Raw genomic sequence first — 22,746 nt, forward strand, 5'->3', positions numbered from 1 at the left:
TTTAATGATGATGATATTTTGATCCTGTGTTACCTCTTAATCTATCAAATTGCTTGTAAGCATTATCTACACGTTGCTTTGGTGCTTTTTCAAATTCTTTTTCGGTAACCTTATATTGTTGTTGTAATTCGGCTAAACGGGTTCTTAGTTTGGTTTCAATCTCGTTGTAATTTTCGTCATCGATAAGATTAGTTAACTCTTTTGGGTCGGTTTGTAAATCGTATAATTCCCACTCATCAATATCGTCATACACGTGAATTAACTTATAACGATTGGTTCGAACACCATACATTTTTTTAACCATATGGAATGCTGGGTAATCGTAATAATGGTAGTAAACCGCATCTCTAAAATCTTCATTGTTTTCAGTACCATCTAATAAACCTGCAAAGGATTTTCCTTGCATATCATTAGGAATGTTAACATTTGTAAAATCTAAAAAGGTTTCAGCAAAGTCGAGATTTTGGGTTAAACCTTCAACAACAGTTCCTGGTTTAATTTTTTCAGGATATTGGATTAATAATGGCATTTTTAAGGATTCTTCATACATAAATCGCTTATCAAACCATCCTTTTTCGCCTAAATAAAAACCTTGGTCAGACGTGTACACAACAATGGTATTTTCGGTTAAACCGTTAGCATCTAAATAATCTAAAATCTTCCCGATACCTTCGTCTACCGAAGCTATCGTTGATAAATATTCTTGCAGATAACGTTGTCCTTTCCATTCTGCTAATGCTTTACCTGATAAATTAGCATCGTGAAAGGCATCATTTTTTGGTTGATAGGCTTTATCCCAAGCAGCACGTTGCTCTGGTGTCATACGTTCAAAATCGGTTTTCCAAGGATTCCAAGCTAATTCTGGACTACCTTTTTCCTTGGTCATTTTAAGGTCGTGACCTTCGTACATATCACGATAAATAGTTTGCAATTGCTCTTTTGAAGCTGTAGAATTTTCGTGCTTTGTAAAATACGTATCAGGTAATGGAAATTGAACCGAATCGTACTTATTAACGTGACGTAACGCTGGCATCCAATTACGATGTGGCGCTTTGTGATGCACCATTAAAAAGAAAGGCTGTTCGCTGTTTTTCTTTTCATCTATGTAATCAATCGCATAATCTGTAATTAAGTCGGTCGCATAGCCCTTAACCACAGTTGTATCTGGTAACTTGGTTGTCCAATGCGCAGTGGTATCAATGTGTTTTTTGTTGATGTGAACCGTATCTTGAATCTTAATAAACTGCGGATTGTAATAGTTACCTTGATCGTTTAAAATATTCCAGTGGTCAAAACCTTCAGGATAACCGTGTAAATGCCATTTACCTACTATTGCAGTGTTGTAACCTGCTTCTTTTAGTAATTTTGGAAGTGTTTGTTGTGAACCATCAAAACGGTCGCCATTCATTCTAAATCCATTAACGTGGCTATGTTTTCCTGTTAACACTACAGCACGACTTGGTCCGCAAATAGAATTAGTACAAAAGTTATTTTTGAAAATTGCACCGTTTTTTGCCAATCTATCAATGTTTGGTGTTGGTGCCAGTTGACCAATAGGATGACCATACGCACTGATAGCTTGCGCTGCGTGGTCGTCTGCCATAATGTAAATGATGTTTGGTCGTTTTGAGTTTTCACTTACATCTGCATTGACAGCTTTTGACTTGTTTTCTTTGCAAGACTGAAGCATTAATAATGAGATTAATATAAAAGAGATGTATCGCATTACTTTTTCGTTTTTATAATTTTAGTTTGAATGATTTCATCGTTAATCACTGTACGCTCAAAAAAGTTGAACACAATATCTAATTCTTCATAAGGAATTCTGGAAATTTCGTGACGTGCTTCCTTTACAATATTGAAATAGAAAGACGTTTCAAATTCCTCTAATTTATCAGCAATAATTTTAGAACCATCTAGCATTATATAACCATCCTTTGTTGGTGCGCAATAATGGTGTGGTGCATTTCCGTAAGGTACTAATTGGTCTTTTGTACCGTGATACAACACCGTTGGCACAGCATTTTCTGGCGTCATATAACTTGCATCAACGATTGCACCTGCGCAAGAAAAAGCACCAGCGAATTTAACATCGCTATACGCTTCGGCATTATCTATAAAATATTCACGCATAAAAACCGCATTTAGGATGCCTTCAGCACCAGCACTACTACCACCAGCAATGATTTTTGTAGTATCAATTTGAAGCTCGTTAGCGTGTTCAACCACATATTTTGCAGCATCCATATAATCGATAGCAGCTTGCTTAAAAGTTTCCAATTTTTCGTCTTTACTACAATCGCAACCAAAACCTGTTTTTGTACCTTTTCTTAGCAAACGGTACGAAATGGAAATACCAATGTAATTCTGCTCTTTAGCTGCATATTTTACTAAATTTTCATCGTCTATATAATCTCTATGACCAACTGCAAATCCTCCACCATGCATCCAAAGCAACACAGGTAACGTATCTGTTTTTTTGATGTTTTCTGGTGTGTAAACATCTAGCTTTAATGTGTCTTTTCCTTTGATGGAATAGGTGTAAGTTGCTTTATTTTGTGCAGAAAGTATTAACACAAAAAAGAATATAAATACGTTTATTACTAATTTCATTTAGTCTAGTTTTTCAATTAAAATGCCGCTAATAACAGGCAACCCTTCAATAGCGTTGAGTTTTAAAGTTAATCCTTTTTTTGTTTGAATATTTGCCTGAAGTGTTACACCATATTTCTCTGGATAGGCTTGGGCTAAATTCAATTGTTTTTGGATTAGTATATCATTAATATACACATCAAAAATGCGCTGTGTTTTATTACTTTCTGATGTTTCTTCTGAGAGGTTATAAATATTTTCAGTTGGCTTAATTTGTGGTTCTACGAAGTATAATTTCACCTTATAGTTGCCTTCAGGAACGTCTAGTTGATATTCAGTACAACCTTCTAACAAGGTTTGAAATAACGGTTCGGCATCGGTATTTTTAATGTTATGTGGCAAACCTTGATTTTTATCTTTGGTTATCCCAAAAGCTAAACCATCTTTATATCCAAACCATCCTTTTTTATACGCTTGGTCTGGTACAAATGTTATGTTTTGTGCTTTATCATAAAAGTTGAAATGTGCACCTAAATTAATGCCAAAACGTTTGAAGTTTTTAAAATCAAAAGCTTCAATACGATCGACTTTTATTGTTTTTTCTTCGGAAAAATTTTCAGTTGAAACTCTAATAGAATTATTACCATTTTTGAAAGACATATCAATAGAAACAACACCGTTTTCAACTTTAAAATCGCCTAAACTTTTACCATTCAAACTAACATTAACATCATTTTGATTAGAATATATTTGAATAGGAAATAGTTCCTCTTCAATCAAAGTCATTCCTTCTAAATAATCTGTTGCGATATGAATAAATGGTGCCTCTTTATCTAAAACCGATTTGTACCAATAGTAAATGTCTTTTGGTGTTCGGTCGTATTGCACAAGTCCTTTTTGGTTGACGTGCGGAATGGCATCTCCACGAAATTCTGAACCAAAATCGGCAAAATTCCAAGCTGTCATTCCTGTCAAAAACGGTCTTTCTGTAATTTGTTTGTAATACGATTGATGCAGTTTTGCTTGATAATTGGTTGAAAAATCGAACTTTTTAGGTGTTTTAGTAAAAATTCTGACATCTGCACCAGGACCATATTCCGACAACAATAACGAGCGCTTTGGATAACGTTGATGTTGCTCATCTAAGAATTTACCTAAATCTTCAATCTGTGCATCGTACCAACCGAAGTACAGATTCCAACCAAACAGCATTGGTAAATCTGCGATACCAGTGTTGTTATAAACCTCGTTTAAATGACCAGCCATAACTGTAATGTGGTCTGGTGCTAATTTTCGAGTTAAATCTTCTAGCTGGTTGGCGAGTTTTAAAGTCGTTGTTTTTAGAGCTTCTTTTTCTTTATCCGATGATTTTTTATCAAATGCCAATCGCAGAAAAATTTCATTCATATACCCAAACATCACTACACTTGGGTAATTGTAATATTGTTTGATATGCTCGTTTTGCATTGCATTTGAGACCTCAAAAAAGGTTTCAGAATCGGTCACTTTATTTACTATCGGTATTTCAGTCCATACCAAAATCCCAAGTTCATCACAAAGTTTGTATAATTCTCTAGAATGCGGATAATGTGCAAACCGTATCACATTTGCACCCATATTTTTAATGAGATGAATATCTTGTTTTTGCAGTTCAATTGGCACTGCATTACCATAATCTTTATAATCTTGATGGCGATTAACACCAATTAATTTTATTGGTTTTCCGTTAAGAAAAAAGCCTTTTTCAGGATCTACAGTTACCCAACGAAAGCCTAAATTAGATTGTTTTTGGTCTAAAATGGTTCCGTTTTTATCACTTAAGGTTAGTTGTAATTTGTATAAATATGGGTTGGCTGGCGACCACAATTTTGGGTTTTTAATTTCAGGAAACTTGACCTTAACGGTTTCAGTTTTATTAGATTTTAAGGTTAATCCTTGATGTTCTTCTCTAACACGATTTCCTTCAGCATCAAAAATTTCAAGATATAAATGTGCATCAGTTTTGGTTTCAAAATTATCTATCAATATATCAACTTTTACACCAGCTTTGTCGTTGGAAACGTTGTAATAATTGACATAAAAACCATCGGACGCAAAATCCTTTAAACTAAAATGCTGTTTTGTGACTTTTATCAATTCCACATCGCGATAAATACCACCATAGAATGTAAAATCTGCATCAAGAGGTGGAATGTTGTCGTTGTGAGAATTATCGACTTCAACTTCAATTAAATTATAAGCATCAAAGTTTAAAAGCGACGTAATTTCAACATTAAACGCTGTGTAACCACCTTTGTGATTGGTTGCTTTTTTTCCGTTAATAAAAACAGTCGCTTCCTGATTTACAGCATTAAATTTCAGATAGAAAATCTGGTCTTTATCTTGAGAAGACACATAGATTTGCTTCTTGTAATAGCCTAAACCACGACGGTAACCAGAGTCATCATCAAAAGCATCTTTATCATTCCAAGTATGTGGAATGTTGACGGTCTGCCATTGGGTTTTATTTTCAGAATACTGCCAACCCGAATTAATAGTTTTGGATTGCGAATTGCATAAAAAAAGGGAAGCCACACACATTATAAAAGCTAGGGAAAACATCTTATATTCTGTGTGTAGCATAATTAGAACTATTAATCTAAAAGTTTATATTATTGTACCTTAAGTACTTTTGTACGCTCAGAAACTCCACTTTCGTTAAAAGCCTCTATCGTAAAATAATACTCGGTATTTTTGTCCATACCTCGGAAATCGTAAACATCATTTTCATAAACCATAATACTATTGTATAGTTTGTCTGGTGCAATTCCATAATAGATGTTATAACCTATTGTATTTGTTCTCTTTTTCCACGAAATCATAGCATTTCTAGAATCTGAAGAACTTCTTTCAACTTTAAAACCAGAAACTGATTTAGGTTTTTCTGATAATCCATTTCCAAAAACCCTAAAGTCTGAAACCGCAAATAATCCTGAAGCATTATGAATATTAACCATTTTGATGTAACGCGCTTTTATTGGTTTTGTTAGTTCTACATAATCATGCGGCACATCTTTATCATTCTTAGATTTATCAACCACTAAAGTCCAATTCTCAGCATCATCTGACATGAAAATCTTGTACTGATAATAAATATCCATAGCCTTATTATACTGAGTGGCCTTGTGGTCTGCGTAATTAATTTGCAATGCATTTACTTGCATTTTTTTACCCAAATCTACTTGAAGCCATTCCCCTTTTTCAGCAGTTGTTGCTGACCAATAAGTTTGAATATTTTCATCTGTTAAATTAGAAGCATCATAGCAAATTGTTTCATATACTTTTTTACCACCATGATCCATTCTGTTGGTTTCAATGTCTTGACATTTTTCAAAAGAAGAGACTGTCACTGGCTTTTTATAAGACAATAACATCCAACCAGTAGATGCTCCTTTGGAATGGTCTCTACTTTCCGTCGGAAGCTTAATAGGAAAATCGCCATAAGCAGTGATAGAATACATAATATCGTCTTTATCAAAACCCGCTGGAAACATATCAATTCTACGTTCAAAACGATCTTTTACAGAAATCTTACAGGTTCCTGTGTTCCAATAATTACCATAGTTATCAGCAAACGTATTGCCATGACCAGCACCAACCACAAAACCACCTGGCTTATACGACATAGGATTGTGCTTTTGGTACTCAAACGGACCCAATGGATGGTCACCTACATGAACACCATTTGCATAGCCTTTAAATTCGGTTCCTGGTGCACCATATTGCATATAGTATTTACCATTATGCTTAGTCATCCAAGCTCCTTCAATAAAATTTCCCCAAGGTGCAGGCTCCATATCATTATTTGGCCCAAAACGTTCCCAACCATGCTCTGAAGGGTCCAGACCTACAACATTTTTGATTTCACCATAAGGTTTTTGAATATCCTCTACTTCGGTTGCTTGATAAAGTTGTTCATAATCAGCTTGATCTCCTTTTGGTAACCATGTATCATAATCTACTTCAACACCTACGAGTGGTAATTTTCCACTAGAGCCATAGTACATATATACTTTTCCATCATCATCTTGAAAAATTGCAGGATCCCAAGTTGGTAACATTGCTGTATTGACGTGTCTCGTCCATCTTCCAGATTTTGGGTTTGAGGTTTTCCAAATAGGATGGTCTTTTTTCCAAGTTGAACCAACATAAAACAAAGTATCATTTACCACCCAAGCCGAAGGTGCACACTGATCATCATCTTCTGGATTTCTCTGAAAACTTCCGTAAACGAAATTCCAGTCAGACATATCTTTACTCCAGAAAAAACCTGCTTGATTGGTAGCAAACAAATAATATTCGCCTTTGTAGGTAATAATTACAGGGTCTGCGCTTGAACGACGCGATACAGGAATATTATTATGGTTTTCGGTAACATAATTGTATCCAATATTTATAGGATTACAATACGTTGTTGCTGGCTTATCAGGATCGAACCACTCGGTTTTACCATTTGACTGCGCCATTACATTGAATGAAACCGTTACGATTATGATAACAAATAAGAACTTTATTTTATTCATTTTGAATCATTTTGCCTTTTTAAAATTATTTTTTTATTGAATGAGTCTTCAACATCAAAAATTCTAAAAAGGCAGATTTCTTTATTTTTTAAGTTCAAACTCTTTCATTCGCTCAGTGTTTGAATTTGTTCCAACAAACACATGGAATGTTCCTGGCTCTGCAATAAAATCTAAATTAGAGTTGTAGAATTTTAAATCTTCAACAGAAATGGTAAAGCTTACTGTTTTTGTTTCACCTTTCTTTATAAATACTTTTTGGAACCCTTTAAGTTCTTTAACAGGTCTTGTAACCGTACCAACTAAATCTCTAATGTATAACTGAACAACTTCTTTGCCGTCGTAGTCACCAGAATTTGTAACATCAACTGAAACATTAATCGTATCACTATCAGTCATTGAAGTCTTGTCTAGTTTTACATCACTATAATCAAAAGTGGTGTAGCTTAATCCATAACCAAATGGATACAGTGGCTCGTTACGTACATCTAGATAGTTGGTTTTGAATTTTTCAAACTTACCTTCTCTATTTCCTAATGGACGACCAGTATTTTTATGGTTGTAGAACAATGGCACCTGACCAACATTTCTTGGGAATGTTGCTGTAAGCTTACCTGAAGGGTTAACATCTCCAAATAATACATCTGAAATGGATAAACCAGCTTCACTTCCTGGGAACCAAACATTAAGAATAGCAGGAACTGTTTCGTTTTCTTCAACTAAAGTTAATGGTCTTCCTGTGAATAATACCAGCACAACAGGTTTTCCTGTTTTCAATAAAGCTTGTAGTAAATCTTTTTGTACTTGTGGAATTCCCAAATCTGTACGGCTACTACTTTCTCCACTAAACTCCGCAGACTCACCTATAGTTGCAACAACAACATCTGCTTTTTTAGCGATTGCTAATGCTTCATCTAACATTTGCTTATCGGTTCTACCATCTCTTGGAATATCTTTTCCGAACATTGTAGCTCGTTTTTCTAATTCTAAGTCATAGTCTAGATTACTTCCTTTAGCATACAATAGATTAACATCGTTACCAACAGTTTGCTGTAACCCATCCCAAACCGAAATAGCTTTGCTATGATCTGACGATACAGACCAAGTTCCAGGCATATTGTTAGCTGCTTTTGCCAAAGGTCCTATGACTGCAACTGTTCCAGATTTTTTTAATGGTAAAACTTGGTTGTCATTTTTAAGTAATACTGTAGATTCTGCACCCACAAGACGCGCATAATCTCTATTTTCTTGAGTAAGTGTTTCCTTTTTTGCTCTTTCTTCACTGCAATACTTGTAAGGATCATCAAATAAACCTAATTGGTATTTTGCTGTAAGTATACGTGCAACAGCTTTATCGATATCGCTCATTGATATTTTTCCTTGGTCTAAAGCATCTTTTAAAGCATACGTATATGATGCTTTAATGTTTGGCGAATCGCCTGCCATATCCATATCTAAACCAGCTTTAAGCGCTAAAGACGTTACATCGTATTCGTCTCCCATTCCGTGTGCACGCATTTCATAAATACCTGTATAATCTGACACAACAAAACCATTAAACCCCCAATCATCGCGTAGTAAATCGGTTAATAGCCACTTGTTGCCTGTTGCAGGAACACCATCAATTTCATTAAATGAAGCCATAACCGAACCCACACCTTCTTCTACAGCAGCTTTATATGGCAACATATATTCATTGTACATACGAATACGACTCATATCTACAGTGTTGTAATCTCTACCTGCTTCTGCAGCACCATACAATGCAAAATGCTTAACACAAGACATTAAGGTATTGTTTGCCGATAAATCATCTTGTTGATAACCACGAACCATAGCACGTGCTATTTCGCCACCTAAATATGGATCCTCACCATTTCCCTCAGAAATTCTTCCCCAACGTGGATCGCGAGAAATATCTACCATTGGCGAAAACGTCCAGTTAATTCCATTGGCACTTGCTTCATTAGCTGCAATTTGTGCTGTTTTTTCAATCATTTCCATATCCCAAGAGGCTGATAAACCTAACGGAATTGGGAATGTGGTTTTAAAACCGTGAATAACATCCATTCCGAAAATAAGAGGAATACCTAATCGGCTTTTTTCTACTGCTATTTTCTGAACTTCATAAATATTTTTTGGGTCTTTAATATTGAAAAGTCCTCCAATTTTTCCGTCTTCAATCTTTTTTACAACATCAGTACTTTTTGAAGCACCTGTTGTAATTGGACCTGTAGCAGGAAGATTTAACTGACCTATTTTTTCATCTAAAGTCATTAACCCAATGATAGAATCTACCTTTTCCTGATAAGGATTTTCACTCTTTGAACCTGAAGCAGATTTACTATCTGTATTCGTATTGCACGAAAAAACGGTGATAACACCAAGTGCAACTGCTACGGATTTTATGTTTTTAATTAGTCTAAGTTTTTTCATTTTTATTTTTTTGATTTAGAGAAAAGCCATTTTAATAATTCTGGTTCAGCAAACGTAGAATCCCAACTGTTGTGATTATCGTCTGCGTATAAGGTAAAGTTTGGTTTGCCACCATATTTTAAAATGGCACTAACCATATCTAACGAAAGTTGAGGATCTACCACATCATCTTTAGCACCGTGAAATACCCATACATCTATTTTGTCAGCGTATTCTTTAGCAGACTCAGGGTCGCCTCCACCACAAATGGCAAAAGCTGCGGCAAACATTTCTGGTCGTCTGTAAAGGATTTCAAAAGTTCCCATTCCACCCATAGACAAACCACCTACATATATTTTTTCTTTCTTTACAAAAGGTTTTTCAGCAAATTCATCCATTAAATCCAACACCAATCCCATTGATGTTGTTGGACCATTTTCGTATTTAAAATTCAGTCCTATTGGGTTTGTTGATCTGTCTACATCTACTTTAGACCAATAATCACTTTTAGGACACTGCGGAAAAATTACAATGGCAGGAAATGCTCCTCTGTTGGTTTGTTCTGCAAACAATTTGCTACCGTGAACAAGTTGTTTTTTATTATCCTCTCCACGTTCTCCTGCTCCGTGAAGAAACAGAACAACAGGATATTCTTCGTCTTCAGAAAAATTTTCAGGATACATAATGCGATATTGCAACGTATCATTGTCTTTAACGTGAATTTTTTCTTTGTATAAATCCTCTTGAGCATTAGTCAAGGTTATAAAGACTAATAGGCAAAAGGTTAGTGTGTTTTTAAATAGTTTCATCTTAATATTTTAATACGTAAATCCTAAAGCATCCAAACCATTTTGAACGTCTTCATTTTGCATAAACAAATTCCAAAGCAGTCCTGAACGGTGATTTTCTATCATAATAATTTGTGGTCCTTGGTCTATTGCCAAATAGCGTTCTGTAACCCAACTGTATTGCGGACTAAATGCGTCGTAAAAACCTGCCGGACCCATTAAATCATTTTCGTAGAAAAAGTGCATTGCTGCCAAAGATTGCGCTGGTGTGTAAGGAATAGAACTCACAGCAGCCGTTGGTGAAATGACACCTGTATCATTTTCTGGATCGTGAGCAGAATACCCAACAGAACCATCTGCATTTCTGGTATAACTTGCTGTTAATCCCCAACAATCTTGTCCATAACTCACATAATTGCTTGGATTATCAACACAGTATTGATAGTTTATTCTGGTATGATTAACATTTAGATCCCAATAATTAGCATACTGATCTGAAAGATTGCTTGGATCTAGTCCTAAGTAAGAATAGTGGGCCCAAAACAAAGGTCCTGTACCTGTACCAGCGTGATCTAAAATTAAAGGAATGTTATACTGAGTTGCAGAAGACACAATATTGCCACTACTTGCCCAACCCTGATGATAAGCCTCTGATGGCATGGTATGATCTGGTGACGCTGCACCAAAAATAAATGCTAATAAGGTTTCGTTGTAACCTTTTAGCTCAAGGTTAATTGCAAACCCGTTATTTGGACTCCAATGCCACAGTAATTTGTTTTCATTATTAGTGTACCAATCCCATTCTACACCTTTCCAAAGTTCATCTGCTTTAGTTGCCAAAGCATCCTCTTCGGTTGTACCACCTTCAAAATATTCTTTTACACAAATTAAACCTTGCACTAAAAATGCTGTTTCTACAATATCTCCACCATCATCTTGTGAACTAAACGGAATTACATTACCAGTACCACCATCTAACCAATGTGGCCAAGCTCCGTGAAAACGATCCGCATCCTCAAAAAAGTTTAAAATTTGAGTTAACCTTGCCACACCTTCAGATTGCGAAATATATCCTCTCTCAATACCTACTAAAATTGCCATAAGACCAAATCCGCTTCCACCAACAGTTACTACATTTTGACTGTTTGACGGATCATTAGGATGGTATCTCTCTCTTGCAGCACCTGAATTACTCTCAGCATAATCCCAAAAATATTTGAATGTTTGTTGCTGAGTTAAATCCATTATTTCATCATCCGTCAATTCTACAACTGGATCATCATCATTTGGATTGTAAGGTTCCTGGTAACCTGGTCCGTCATCTTTTCCGCAGCTTAAAATGAGCAACAGTAATATGAAACTAAGTTTCTTCATTTTTAAATTTTTAATATTTAAAACCAAGCTTATCTAAACCTGTTTTTACATCTTTGTTTTGCATGAATAATTTCCAGAACAAACCTGTTCTGTAATTCTCTATCATAACAGGTATTGGGCCTTGATCGATAGCTAAATATCGTGGCAAATACCATTTATACTCTAAGCTAAACGCATCATAAGGACCATACTTACCAACCAAGCTATCGTGATTTTTGTATATGTTTTCTAACACATTCATACTTGCTTTTGGTGTATATGGAAATGATGATAATGCGGCTGTTGGAGAAACAACACCTAGATCATCTCCTGGTCTATGACCTGCATAACCTTTTATAGAATAACTTGAAGTAAAACCCCAAAGACTGTCTCCATATCCTTTGTAATTTTTAGGATTGTCGATTGCATATTTATGGTGAATCCTAGCGTGATTTTGAGTTAGTTTCCAATAATCCGCGTATTGATCTGACAGTCCTTTGGGATTAAGACCTAAGTATGAATAATGGGCCCAAAACAATGGACCAATTGGTGCATCGCTATGCTCAAAATAGTCTAACACCAACGCTTCATCATAATATGATTTGTCTGAAACGATTTCGCCATTTCTTGCCCAACCTTTTTCGTAAACTTCTTTTGAAATTGAATGTGTAGGTGATGCTGCTGCAAGCACGTACATAATTAAACACTCATTATAACCACCAACAGGAAAGTTCATTTCCCAACCATATTCTGGCGACCAGTGCCAATACAACACATCCTCGCCATCTTTAGTGTACCAATCCCACTCTACCTCTCTCCACAATTGATCTATTTTAGCTACGAGTTCTTTTTCTTGTGCGTTGCCTTCTTTAAAATATTCTGCAACGGTTAGCAGACCTTGAACCAAAAAGGCTGTTTCTACTAAATCACCTCCGTTATCTTTTTTTCCAAAAGGATACATTTTGCCTGTTTCGCCGTCAATCCAATGCGACCAAGCTCCGTGAAAACGGTCTGCGTTTTCGAGGAAATTTACAATTCTCTTATATCTATCAAAGGCTTCTTGTCTTGTAATCCAGCCACGTTCTACACCAACTAAAATGGCCATAAGACCAAAACCACTTCCGCCTGTTGTAACTGTGTTTTTTGGCGATGTTGGATATTTATTATCCATATGCAATCGCTCTCTTGCTAAACCTGAATTTGGTTCTGCTCCTTCCCAAAAATAATTGAAGGTTTGGTATTGAATGGTATCTAATAATGCATCTCCAGAAAGATCTGCATATTTATGCTTTACATTAGTATTAACAGCTAATGTACTTTTATCTTTTTTTTCATCGTTAGACTTACAGCTTATTGTAAAACAACAAACTATAGATACGACACATATTTTAAGAAAGTATTTCATTTGAATTTTGAGTAAGAATTTAGCGGCATCTTATATGGATAAAATGCCGCTAAAATTAAAATAAGGATAGTTCAAAAAAATTAGACTTAAACCAATTAATTGAATATGAAATTTTAAAGCATATCCTGTATTTCTGCTTCTGTTAAAGCAACATTGAATAATCTTAATTCATCAAATGCGCTTAAATCAGACAAATGGTTCCAATAACTAAAAGTCTCTCCTCCGGCACCTATAGTTATTTCTGTACAGTTCGTCCAGTCTATACTAGTTGCAAATGTTGATGACAATTGTTCTACTCCATTGAAATAGATCTTACTTTCAGTAGCTGAAACTGTAAGGGCTATATGTACCCACTCTCCAGCAGTTACATCAATAACACCTCCATCATTCCAACTTTCACCTCCACCAATACCAACATTGGCCTTTATTCTTTGCTCAGTAGCACTACCTTCTCTAAATAACCTAAAGCCTTGATTTCTATTTTCAGGATTATCACCTACATAACCTACTGTTAATATACCTGATCTATCTGGTGTAGCATTTACTTTATACCAAAACGTAGCACTGAATTCATCTTCACCAAAAAGTCCGTCTATAGGATATGTTAGATAAGAGTCTGTAGCGCCCATATAAGCATCAGAACCTAAGTAACTTTCACCTGCATAACCAGGTGCACCAACTTCTGTTGCCATGCCTAAGCTTATTAACTCTGTATAAGTACCATCAAAAGGCATGTAGAATGTTTCTCCATTATACATTGGCTCATAAGGATTAGTAACATTAATGATATTTAAAACTTCAGACTGAGAAAGCGTTGTATTGAATAAACGTAACTCATCCATAGCACTATCATCAGATAAATGATTCCAATAGCTAAATGTTTCTCCACCAGCACCTATTGTTATTTCATTGCAACCTGTCCAATCTATTGGAGATGCAGGCGAACTTGTATTAACAGGAATACCATCTAGATAAATTACAGTTTCTGTAGGCGAAATTGTAAAAGCAACATGAACCCATTCTCCAGCAGTAACATCGATTAATCCACCATCATTCCAGCTTTCTCCACTTCCTGTACCTACATTAAGTTTTATTCTTTGAGAATCTGCAGATCCTTCTCTGAATAATCTAAATCCTTGAAATCTATCATCAGCATCATCACCTACAGTTAAAATACCTGATCTGTCTGGTGCTCCATTAACTTTGTACCAAAATGCACCACTCATATTAGAGCCAAACATAATATCGTCTATAGGAAAAGTTAAGTAAGAATCTTGTGTTGCTCTAAAAGCATTTGATCCATCAAACGCTTCACCTGCAAATTCTGGAGTACCTACTTCTTCTGGATCTGTTAGAGATATTAACTCTGTAAAGATTCCATTAAAAGGCATGTAAAATACTTCGCCTGGAAAAACCGCTTCGTATGGAGGTGCTTTTTCAAACGTTACAGAACTAGTTGTAGAGTTACCTGCTATATCTGTACCAGTTACAGATACTGTATGCATACCTGTAGTTACGTTATCATAGGTAAGTGCTCTTTCTACAATTCTGTAATCTAAAAAAGTATCATTACTACTATCAAAAGACGCTATTTGAGTTCCATCATAACTTACTGTTATAGATGCAACTTCTATATCATCCTCTACTTTAAAGGCGATATCAATTGGCACAACAAGCTCTATAGTATTAATCTCATCTCCTTCAGAAGGGTAAAGAATATCTACTACAGGTGCTCCTGCATCTTGTCCTGGATCTACTTGAGTTATAGGGTCGATACCATCATAACATGATGAAACAATGACAAGAACAACTATAAGTGCTATATATTTTTTAATTGTTTTCATATTCATAATTTTTTTAATTTTCTTCTAGAGGTAAAAGATCTAATTGATCCTGAGGATATCTTAAGTACTCTTTGTCTGCTGTGAATGTGCGTCCGTCATAGCTTAACTCATCATACTTGTTTAATCTTATCATATCGTAATAACGAATTCCCCATTCCATACCTAATTCTGCAAATTTCTCGTCAATTACCATATCTGTAGTTACACCAGAAAGATTACCCATTCCAACTCTACCTCTTACTAGGTTTACTGCCTGGTCTGCTGTCATTCCACTTCCACTAGCTCCATGGGTTAAAGCTTCAGCATACATTAATAAGATTTCTGCGTATCTTATAACAATAAAGTTCTTACCTGAGCCATAGCTATTTCTACCAGGTGTAAGGTCTGTTGAAGGCCAATAGTGCTTACCACTTGCAAACATAAATCTTGGTGTGTCGTTAAATGTATCACCATCTGGAGTTGTTGTAGAGATATAACCTGGTAAAGTTGCGTAGTCAGGATCTAGAGTTAACTCTTCTAATCCACGAGGTGTAAAACAAACGCTAGTTACTAAACGTGTTTGGTCTCCTCGGTCTATCATAAATTTAATATACTTTAAGCTAGGCTCGTAAAAACCCCAACCACCTGAAGCTCCATCTACAGCAGGTGTCCAGCTTGGTGGACCAAAAGGTGCAAATAAGTGATTGTTTACATCTCCTGAATCTGAATTGTAGTCTGAAAATTGAAATTCGAATAAACTCTCATTACTTAATTGACCTTCTTTTTTGAATAACTCATAAAAATCTCCATACAACATAAACTTGTCTGAGTTAATAATTTCACCACATACATCAGCAACTGCTTGATAATTCTCTAATTCTAATTGAGCCATCGCCTTTACTGCTAAAGCTGTATACTTAGTAACACCACCTCTAATATCGGTTCTTTCGTTTGGTCTTGAGTCTGGTAAAAAAGGAATAGACTCATCCATAAGATCTGACACATATTGCATAACCTCTGCTTTGGTATCTATACCATTATCTATGTCTTCTGATACACTAGAAGAGGTGATAATGAATATATCACTCCACATACGAGACATTTGCAAATGTTGGTATCCGCTTAATACATTAGCCTCAGCGATGTATTGATCTGCTAACGCTACATCACTACCTGTAGCAAATTCTTTATAACGTTCTATGGTTTCTTTAGAGTTAACTACATCTACAATATCTCCGTAGAAATTACTCCAAACCTGATTAAACATCCAATAATTATTATCGTAACTGTAAAGATCCGCTTCTGTAAGTCCGTTCTGAGCATCACCAACTCCACCTGCATTTACATCATCACCTCTTACACCTACTAATATTGGATCTTCCCAACCTCTTTTATAAACTTCTGCATAAGCACCAATTAATGGTAATACCATGTCTTCGGTCTTTGTGAAGTCTAAATCATCAGCAGATAATTGTCCGTCATTTTCTTCTAACTTGTCTGTACATCCATAAAAAGACACCATACAGACAGTTAACATTAATGTTAACCTCTTTATTTGTTTTAAATTTTTCATATCAAGCATTTCTTATATTTTAATATTAACACCAAAAGTATAAACTGCTGGTATTGGGTATGTTTCTCTATCAATACCATTTGACACCTCTGGATTGAAACCATTGTAGTTAAATACCGTTAGCGGACGATCTGCTGTAAAAATCAACTTTACTTCTGGCATGTTATCTCCTAGTTTGCTTGAAGGTATTGTATACGCTAACTGAATATTTTGAACTCTGAAATACGAACCGTCTTCTACAAAAAATGTACTCATTCTTTGGTTCCACGCTTTTCTTCTACCTGCAGAAGAAGGGTAAGAATTTGAAGTACCTTCTCCGTGCCATCTGTTAATCGCAAAATCAGCATCCATATTAGTATCATTGGTAAATAATACTTCACCTCTTTTTCTATTTAAGATATCATTACCTGTTTGTCCAGAAAATGAAACTGATAAATCAAATTGTTTATACGACACTTGTAAGTTACCACCATAAACAAACGATGGTAAGTAAGACCCTAATACAGCTCTATCACTTGCATCTATATCTCCATCTTCATCGATATCTCTAAATTTAAAATCTCCAGGCTCTAAACCGTTAGCTACAGCAATTGGATCGTTTTGAATTTCTTCTTGGTTTTGATATACACCAATAACTTCCCATCCATAAAATGCTTCAATTGGCTCACCAACCATAGATCTCTGACGGAACTCAGCTTGACCTGTATCAAAATAACCTGCTTCACTATTAATCTTTGTCATTTCATTATTTAAGGTCGCAATATTTGCTCCTACAGAAAAGCTCCAGTTTTCATTTAAAGTTTGAGACCAATTAGCAGCAACTTCAATACCTTGAGTTCTCATCTCACCTACGTTTTCTAAAATAGTATTACTAACTATAGGCTGATCTACAGGTATTACAAGTTTTTTAGTATCTCTTACATAGTAATCTGCTTCTAAGGATAATCTGCTATCAAAAAGTCTAGCTGTGATACCAACATTAGTTTCTTCTAATATCTCTCTTTCTAGATCTGTATAATTACTAGAACTAATAATACCAGCTGTAGCCACATCATTAATCGCAGTTGTAATTGTAGAAACTGTTCTAGTACCAGAACTATCACCTAAAGATCCATTAGCCAGCTGTCCCCAACTTGCTCTTAATTTAAGGAAATCGAAAATACCATTATCTTGCATAAAACTCTCTTCAGTTAATACCCAACCTAAACCAACAGCTGGTGTAGTAACCCAAATCTCTTTAGGAAATTTTGAATCTCCTTCTGTTCTTATTGTAGCATTAAGAAGATATTTGTTTTTGTAATTATATTCTGCTCTTCCAAAATATGCCATAGCGTAGAAGCGGTCTCCAATTTCATTAACCTGATTAGAAAATGATGTTGGATCAGCAAAATTTAAATACCAAGAGCTTTCTAGACCAATACCTTGAATATTATTTCCTGTAGCCGAAAAATCATTTACTTGCTCATCTCTATAAGAAGAACCAGCGACTACGGTTAGATTATGATCCCCAAAACTATCTGTATACGTTAAAGTGTTATCCCAAATTTGATTAGAATAAGCTACGTTTGCTCTTCTTATAGAAGACACTTCTCTTTGAGAATTCTCTGTTATATAATAAGGTAGTCTTACATTTCTTTCTGATATTGCTGAATAGTCATGACTGTAAGCAGATCTAAACTTTAACTTATCAGGTATAATTTGATACTCCATATTAATGCTTGCAAGTATCTTCTTAATCTTTAAACGATTATTATTGAATGTCATAACCGGAAACGGGTTTTGAGAACCACGATACCCTAACACTCTAGCATCTGAAAATGGAATAGGATCGGCATCAACATTTAGCTCATCGTATACTGGTAATATCGGAACTGCAAAATATGTTTGAAACCAAGCACTGTTTTCTGGATTATACTTTGTTGCGTTACTAAAAATAGCGTTAGTTCCTATTTTTAATCTATCAGACACTTTTACATCAACACTAGATTGAATATTGAAACGCTCATACTCATTCTTCATATCTAAGATACCTTCTTGAGAAAAGTAACTTGCATTAAGACTATAGTTAACATTCTCAGAACCACCAGTAACACCTATATTATGACTAGTAATTGGAGCAACTCTTAATACTTCTTTATACCAATCTGTATTAACGTTAGGTATATTAGGATTTACTCTACTTCTGCCATAACGTTGTATTGCGTTTTCTACAAACTCTATATCAGCATCAGAACCAGACTCGTAAGCCATAGTTACAAACTGCTCGGCATTAGCCATTTTAACTACATTTTGAGCATTTTGAAAACCTGTATAACCGTTATAAGTAAACACAGGCTTTTGTTCTCTACTTCCTCTTTTTGTTTCAATGATAATTACACCATTAGTACCTTTTTGTCCAAAAATAGAAATAGAAGACGCATCTTTTAAAACTGAAAAACTTTCAATTTGGCTACTATCTAAAAAGTCTATATTGTCATAGAACATACCATCTACAACATATAAAGGATTGTTTCCTGCAGCATAAGAGCCAACACCACGAATTCTAACCGTTGGCGAATCTCCAGGAGAACCATTACTTGTTATTTGCACACCTGCAACCTTTCCTTGCAACGATTGTGCTACGTTACTATTTGGTGTTCTTTCAATTTCTTCAGATTTTACTGTAGCAATTGCACCTGTTAAATCGGCTTTTTTCTGAGTACCGTAACCAATAACTACAACTTCATTTAATGACTCTACATCATCTTCTAAAGTGATATTTATTGTGGTTTGGTCAGTTACTGTTACAGTTTGAGTTTTAAACCCAATGTAACTGAAACTTAATTTTTCGCCGCTTTGTACACTTATAGAGTATTTACCATCAAAATCGGTAACGCCTCCTCTAGAGGTACCTTCTACAATTACACTTACACCAGGCAATGGTACACCATCACTTGCTGAAGTTACAACACCATTTACTTCTATTTGTTGACTCCATGAAATGAGGGAGAAAAATAAAAGTAATATTAAACTGAATTTAGTTTTCATACATTAACATTTAGATTGAAATAGTTAGTTTTTTCTGAATCTAAAATTAAAACCTTAACCTTAATTTAAAGTGAGCGTTATTTACATTTTAATTACGCCAACAAATGCAGAATGCGTTAAAAAGCCCTTAAAATCAGAATTTGACGTAGTTTAAATATACACGAAAACGTTGTAAAATCTTAAAATTTTAACGTAGTGACGTAGTAATGACGTAGTGATAAATATTAATTTAACAACTTTTAATAGCTATTATTTAATATTCAATAAATAATCTGTCAAAGAAATATCATTTTCTAAACTCAATTTCTTTTTTAGCCTGTATCTGTGTGTTTCTACACCTCTTACAGAGATATTCATCAATGGTGCAATTTCTTTGTTGGCTAAATTCATTTTGATGTAGGCACAAACTTTCAAATCTTTAGGAGTTAAGACTGGATGTCGAGATTTTAACTTTGTAAAAAACTCATCGTGTACCTGATTGAAGTTTTCTTCAAAAACTTCCCACTCATCTTTATGTTCTAGAGAGCTGTTTAGCTTTTTTACAAGCTTTTTATATGAATAGTAATCTTTAAAACCTTCTTTGTTAACAGCCAACTCTCTTTTAATGTCTTGCAATACTTCATTCTTCTTTACTAATGCCATTGCATTATTTGCCAACTGCTTACTTTTTATCTTTAATTCATTTTGTAATGATTCGTTTTTTAACTGAACGATATTCTTTTCATTTTCAAGGGTCTTTTCACGTAACAGCTTATGCTGCTCTCTCTGATACTTTACTCTAAGCAAACGCTGTTCTTTCTGCACCTTTCTGTGATGTAGATAATAAAACAAGCCTATAAACCCAAACAAAAGCACAACATAAAGCACCATACCAAAGGTTCCTTTGTACCAAGGTGGACTTACATCTAAGATAAGCTCTTTTGGTGATGACGTATTACCAGAATCGTCTCGCGTTCTCAATAATATATCATAGACACCATGGTTAATATTATTTAAATCAAGATTTCTATTATCTACCTTAAACCAATCTTTACTCAATGAAGGTATGCTATACTCAAAATAATGATTACTAGATTTTGAAGAAGAAAGCTCTAGATTAACATTCTCGTTATGTTTTAATTTAATGGTCTTATCTCCTGAAATAGCTGATAATCGTATAGACTCTCCATTAATCCTTATAGCTTCGATTTGAGGTTTGTAGATCGCTATAGAATCTCTAAACGTTTCATCTATAAGCATAAAACCATTATCTAAATTCAACGCAAAAAGCGAATGATCTATTTTAGAAACATGCTCATAGTCTACGATATATCTATTCTTTATTAATTTGTTATTTATCTTTTGTTCTACACTATCGTTATTGATATACTTAAAACTTATAACACCACTTTTGTCTTTTAGCACTATAGGACTCATGGATTGTTCTGAAATTATATAAGCGTCTTTACCGAATTTTTCATTTAGTAACTTAAAAGGCACAATAGAATCTAGTAAAGGCTCATATTTTTGCCAGCCATGATTGGTCTTAAAAACTATATCGTTTTTAAGGTTGTAAACTCTAGGATTATATTCAGAATCTAACCCTTTAACACCATAGTTGGTAATCTTTGTAATGGTATCGTAAGAACTATTAAAGTTTACTTTATAAATACCTTTATAAGCATGGGCCACCCAAGCTGTTGTAGGGTTTTCGAACACCAAAAACCTTGAAGGAATGGTTGTTTGTCCCATGTGTTTGGTTTCCCATTTGCCATTTTTTTGCTGAAACTTAACCAAACCTGCATAAGTCCCTTGCATATACAAATCATCATGCTCTGGTACTTTTTGAATGGTCCATCCACCAGTAAAATCTGAAATTTTTTGAATCTGATTTTTGTTGACTAAGAAAGTACCTTCATTATGACCACAAAACAAGTTATTATCAATAATCTTTAAATCCCAAACCTGACCTTGAGAACCATCAATAAAGTTTAAATTATTATTCTTATCGAGATAAAAAAGACCAGTATTTGTACCTACATAAAGTAAATCTTGATACTTAACAATGTCGTACACTGCGCCAAGCTTACCAGACACATCATTAAAAAAATAGTTCGTATTCTTTAAATCTATAGTAGATATACCGTTATCCAAGCCAAGCCATAGCTTATCGTTTTCATCTAAAAACTGACTTAACACAGTGTTATTTACCAAACCATTTTCTTTACTTATATGAAATTTAATTTCACCATTATGATCTGCAACATAGACGCCATCTTTTATGGTTCCAAAAACCATATCTCCATTTTGAAGCATGGAGAACTTATTTAATTGATGCTGCTTTATCTCGTTATTAAAAGCAAATTGTGTTGGTCTTAGTCTATTAGAAACAAGGTGATAACTTCCTTTTAAAGAAGTCATAATCAAATATTTATCCTTATTTTTTACAATTGAAATTATTTTAGTATCAATTAAGGCTTCATCAGAAAAGAATGGAACTAACCTTTTTTGCTCTAGTTTATAAATTCCATCGTTTAATGTAGACACAAACAAATCATCATCTACCAAACTCAAAGAAATTACAGCTGAGCTAGGGTGAATCCTTTCAACAGTATTAAAATCATAAATGTAGATGCTAGAAAAAGAACGAAATATAACTTTACCCTTGTAGCTCAAAATTTGCCAAATCTCTTCATTTGGTGAAATCTCAGATTTCATTAATTCACTCAAAGACTCATATTCTAAACCACCAAAATCGTTTTCTTTCCAATAACCAAACTCTTCAAAAGAGCCCGTAAAAATTAAATCGTTGAATACCAAAACCGATCTTACAGTAGTCTGATTGGGTAGTTGAAATAATTTCCAATCTATACCATCATATTCTAATAAACCAATATTATTAGCTACGTAAACTTTTCCGTTATCTGCTCTGTACAAATCCCAGTTTTGGTTACTGGCTTTATACTCTGCAATAGAATAATTGTAGATATTTGGTGAAAATTGACCAAAGACCGATAAAGAAAATGTGAAAATGAGAAGTAAAAAAAATAAAGATTTCTTCATTAAATAAAGTTACACTTTTTAATAAGGATTTAAAAATAATGATTTCTGTAATCTTACTTATAAAAGTTAAGATCTATATAGGTTTTACAACATTATTTAAGCACCATTTATAAGTTATAGTAAGCAAAACTAAGTTACTTCGACTATCTTTACCAATAAAAGAATCTTT

12 protein-coding genes are annotated in these 22,746 nt (G+C 34.5%); all 12 read right to left on the reverse strand.

Features of this window, described 5'->3' with window-relative positions; genetic code table 11:
- Nucleotide 1: 1 nt before the first annotated feature.
- Entirely contained in the window at nucleotides 2-1,726 is a 1,725-nt protein-coding gene (locus P7122_RS01385) for a sulfatase family protein (RefSeq protein WP_278003988.1), read from the reverse strand.
- A complete protein-coding gene (locus P7122_RS01390) occupies nucleotides 1,726-2,613 on the reverse strand; it encodes an alpha/beta hydrolase (RefSeq protein WP_278003989.1) in 888 nt (295 codons plus the stop codon). Before P7122_RS01390 ends, P7122_RS01385 begins: the two co-directional genes overlap by 1 nt.
- A complete protein-coding gene (locus tag P7122_RS01395) occupies nucleotides 2,614-5,214 on the reverse strand; it encodes a glycoside hydrolase family 2 TIM barrel-domain containing protein (RefSeq protein WP_278003990.1) in 2,601 nt (866 codons plus the stop codon). It lies immediately after the preceding gene.
- A gap of 29 nt (nucleotides 5,215-5,243) precedes the next feature.
- Entirely contained in the window at nucleotides 5,244-7,154 is a 1,911-nt protein-coding gene (locus P7122_RS01400) for a family 43 glycosylhydrolase (protein ID WP_278003991.1), read from the reverse strand.
- 81 nt (nucleotides 7,155-7,235) lie between these two features.
- Entirely contained in the window at nucleotides 7,236-9,587 is a 2,352-nt protein-coding gene (gene bglX, locus P7122_RS01405) for a beta-glucosidase BglX (RefSeq protein WP_278003992.1), read from the reverse strand.
- A gap of 2 nt (nucleotides 9,588-9,589) precedes the next feature.
- Nucleotides 9,590-10,375, reverse strand: a complete 786-nt coding sequence (locus tag P7122_RS01410) for a carboxylesterase family protein (protein WP_278003993.1) — start codon at nucleotides 10,373-10,375, stop codon at nucleotides 9,590-9,592.
- Nucleotides 10,376-10,384: 9 nt separating this feature from the next.
- A complete protein-coding gene (locus P7122_RS01415) occupies nucleotides 10,385-11,728 on the reverse strand; it encodes a glucoamylase family protein (RefSeq protein WP_278003994.1) in 1,344 nt (447 codons plus the stop codon).
- A gap of 10 nt (nucleotides 11,729-11,738) precedes the next feature.
- Nucleotides 11,739-13,112, reverse strand: coding sequence for a glucoamylase family protein (locus P7122_RS01420; protein ID WP_278003995.1), 1,374 nt, complete (start codon nucleotides 13,110-13,112; stop codon nucleotides 11,739-11,741).
- Nucleotides 13,113-13,225: 113 nt separating this feature from the next.
- Nucleotides 13,226-14,956 (reverse strand): LamG-like jellyroll fold domain-containing protein, encoded by a 1,731-nt coding sequence (locus tag P7122_RS01425; RefSeq protein WP_278003996.1) that lies wholly within the window; start codon nucleotides 14,954-14,956, stop codon nucleotides 13,226-13,228.
- A gap of 13 nt (nucleotides 14,957-14,969) precedes the next feature.
- Entirely contained in the window at nucleotides 14,970-16,508 is a 1,539-nt protein-coding gene (locus tag P7122_RS01430) for a RagB/SusD family nutrient uptake outer membrane protein (RefSeq protein ID WP_278003997.1), read from the reverse strand.
- A 12-nt stretch (nucleotides 16,509-16,520) separates the two neighbouring features.
- Complete coding sequence (locus P7122_RS01435; RefSeq protein WP_278003998.1) at nucleotides 16,521-19,535, reverse strand: SusC/RagA family TonB-linked outer membrane protein; 3,015 nt, start codon at nucleotides 19,533-19,535, stop codon at nucleotides 16,521-16,523.
- A gap of 249 nt (nucleotides 19,536-19,784) precedes the next feature.
- A complete protein-coding gene (locus P7122_RS01440; protein ID WP_278003999.1) occupies nucleotides 19,785-22,577 on the reverse strand; it encodes a helix-turn-helix and ligand-binding sensor domain-containing protein in 2,793 nt (930 codons plus the stop codon).
- Nucleotides 22,578-22,746: the final 169 nt, after the last annotated feature.

It is taken from the genome of Winogradskyella marincola, assembly GCF_029624125.1.
Lineage (GTDB): Bacteria > Bacteroidota > Bacteroidia > Flavobacteriales > Flavobacteriaceae > Winogradskyella > Winogradskyella marincola.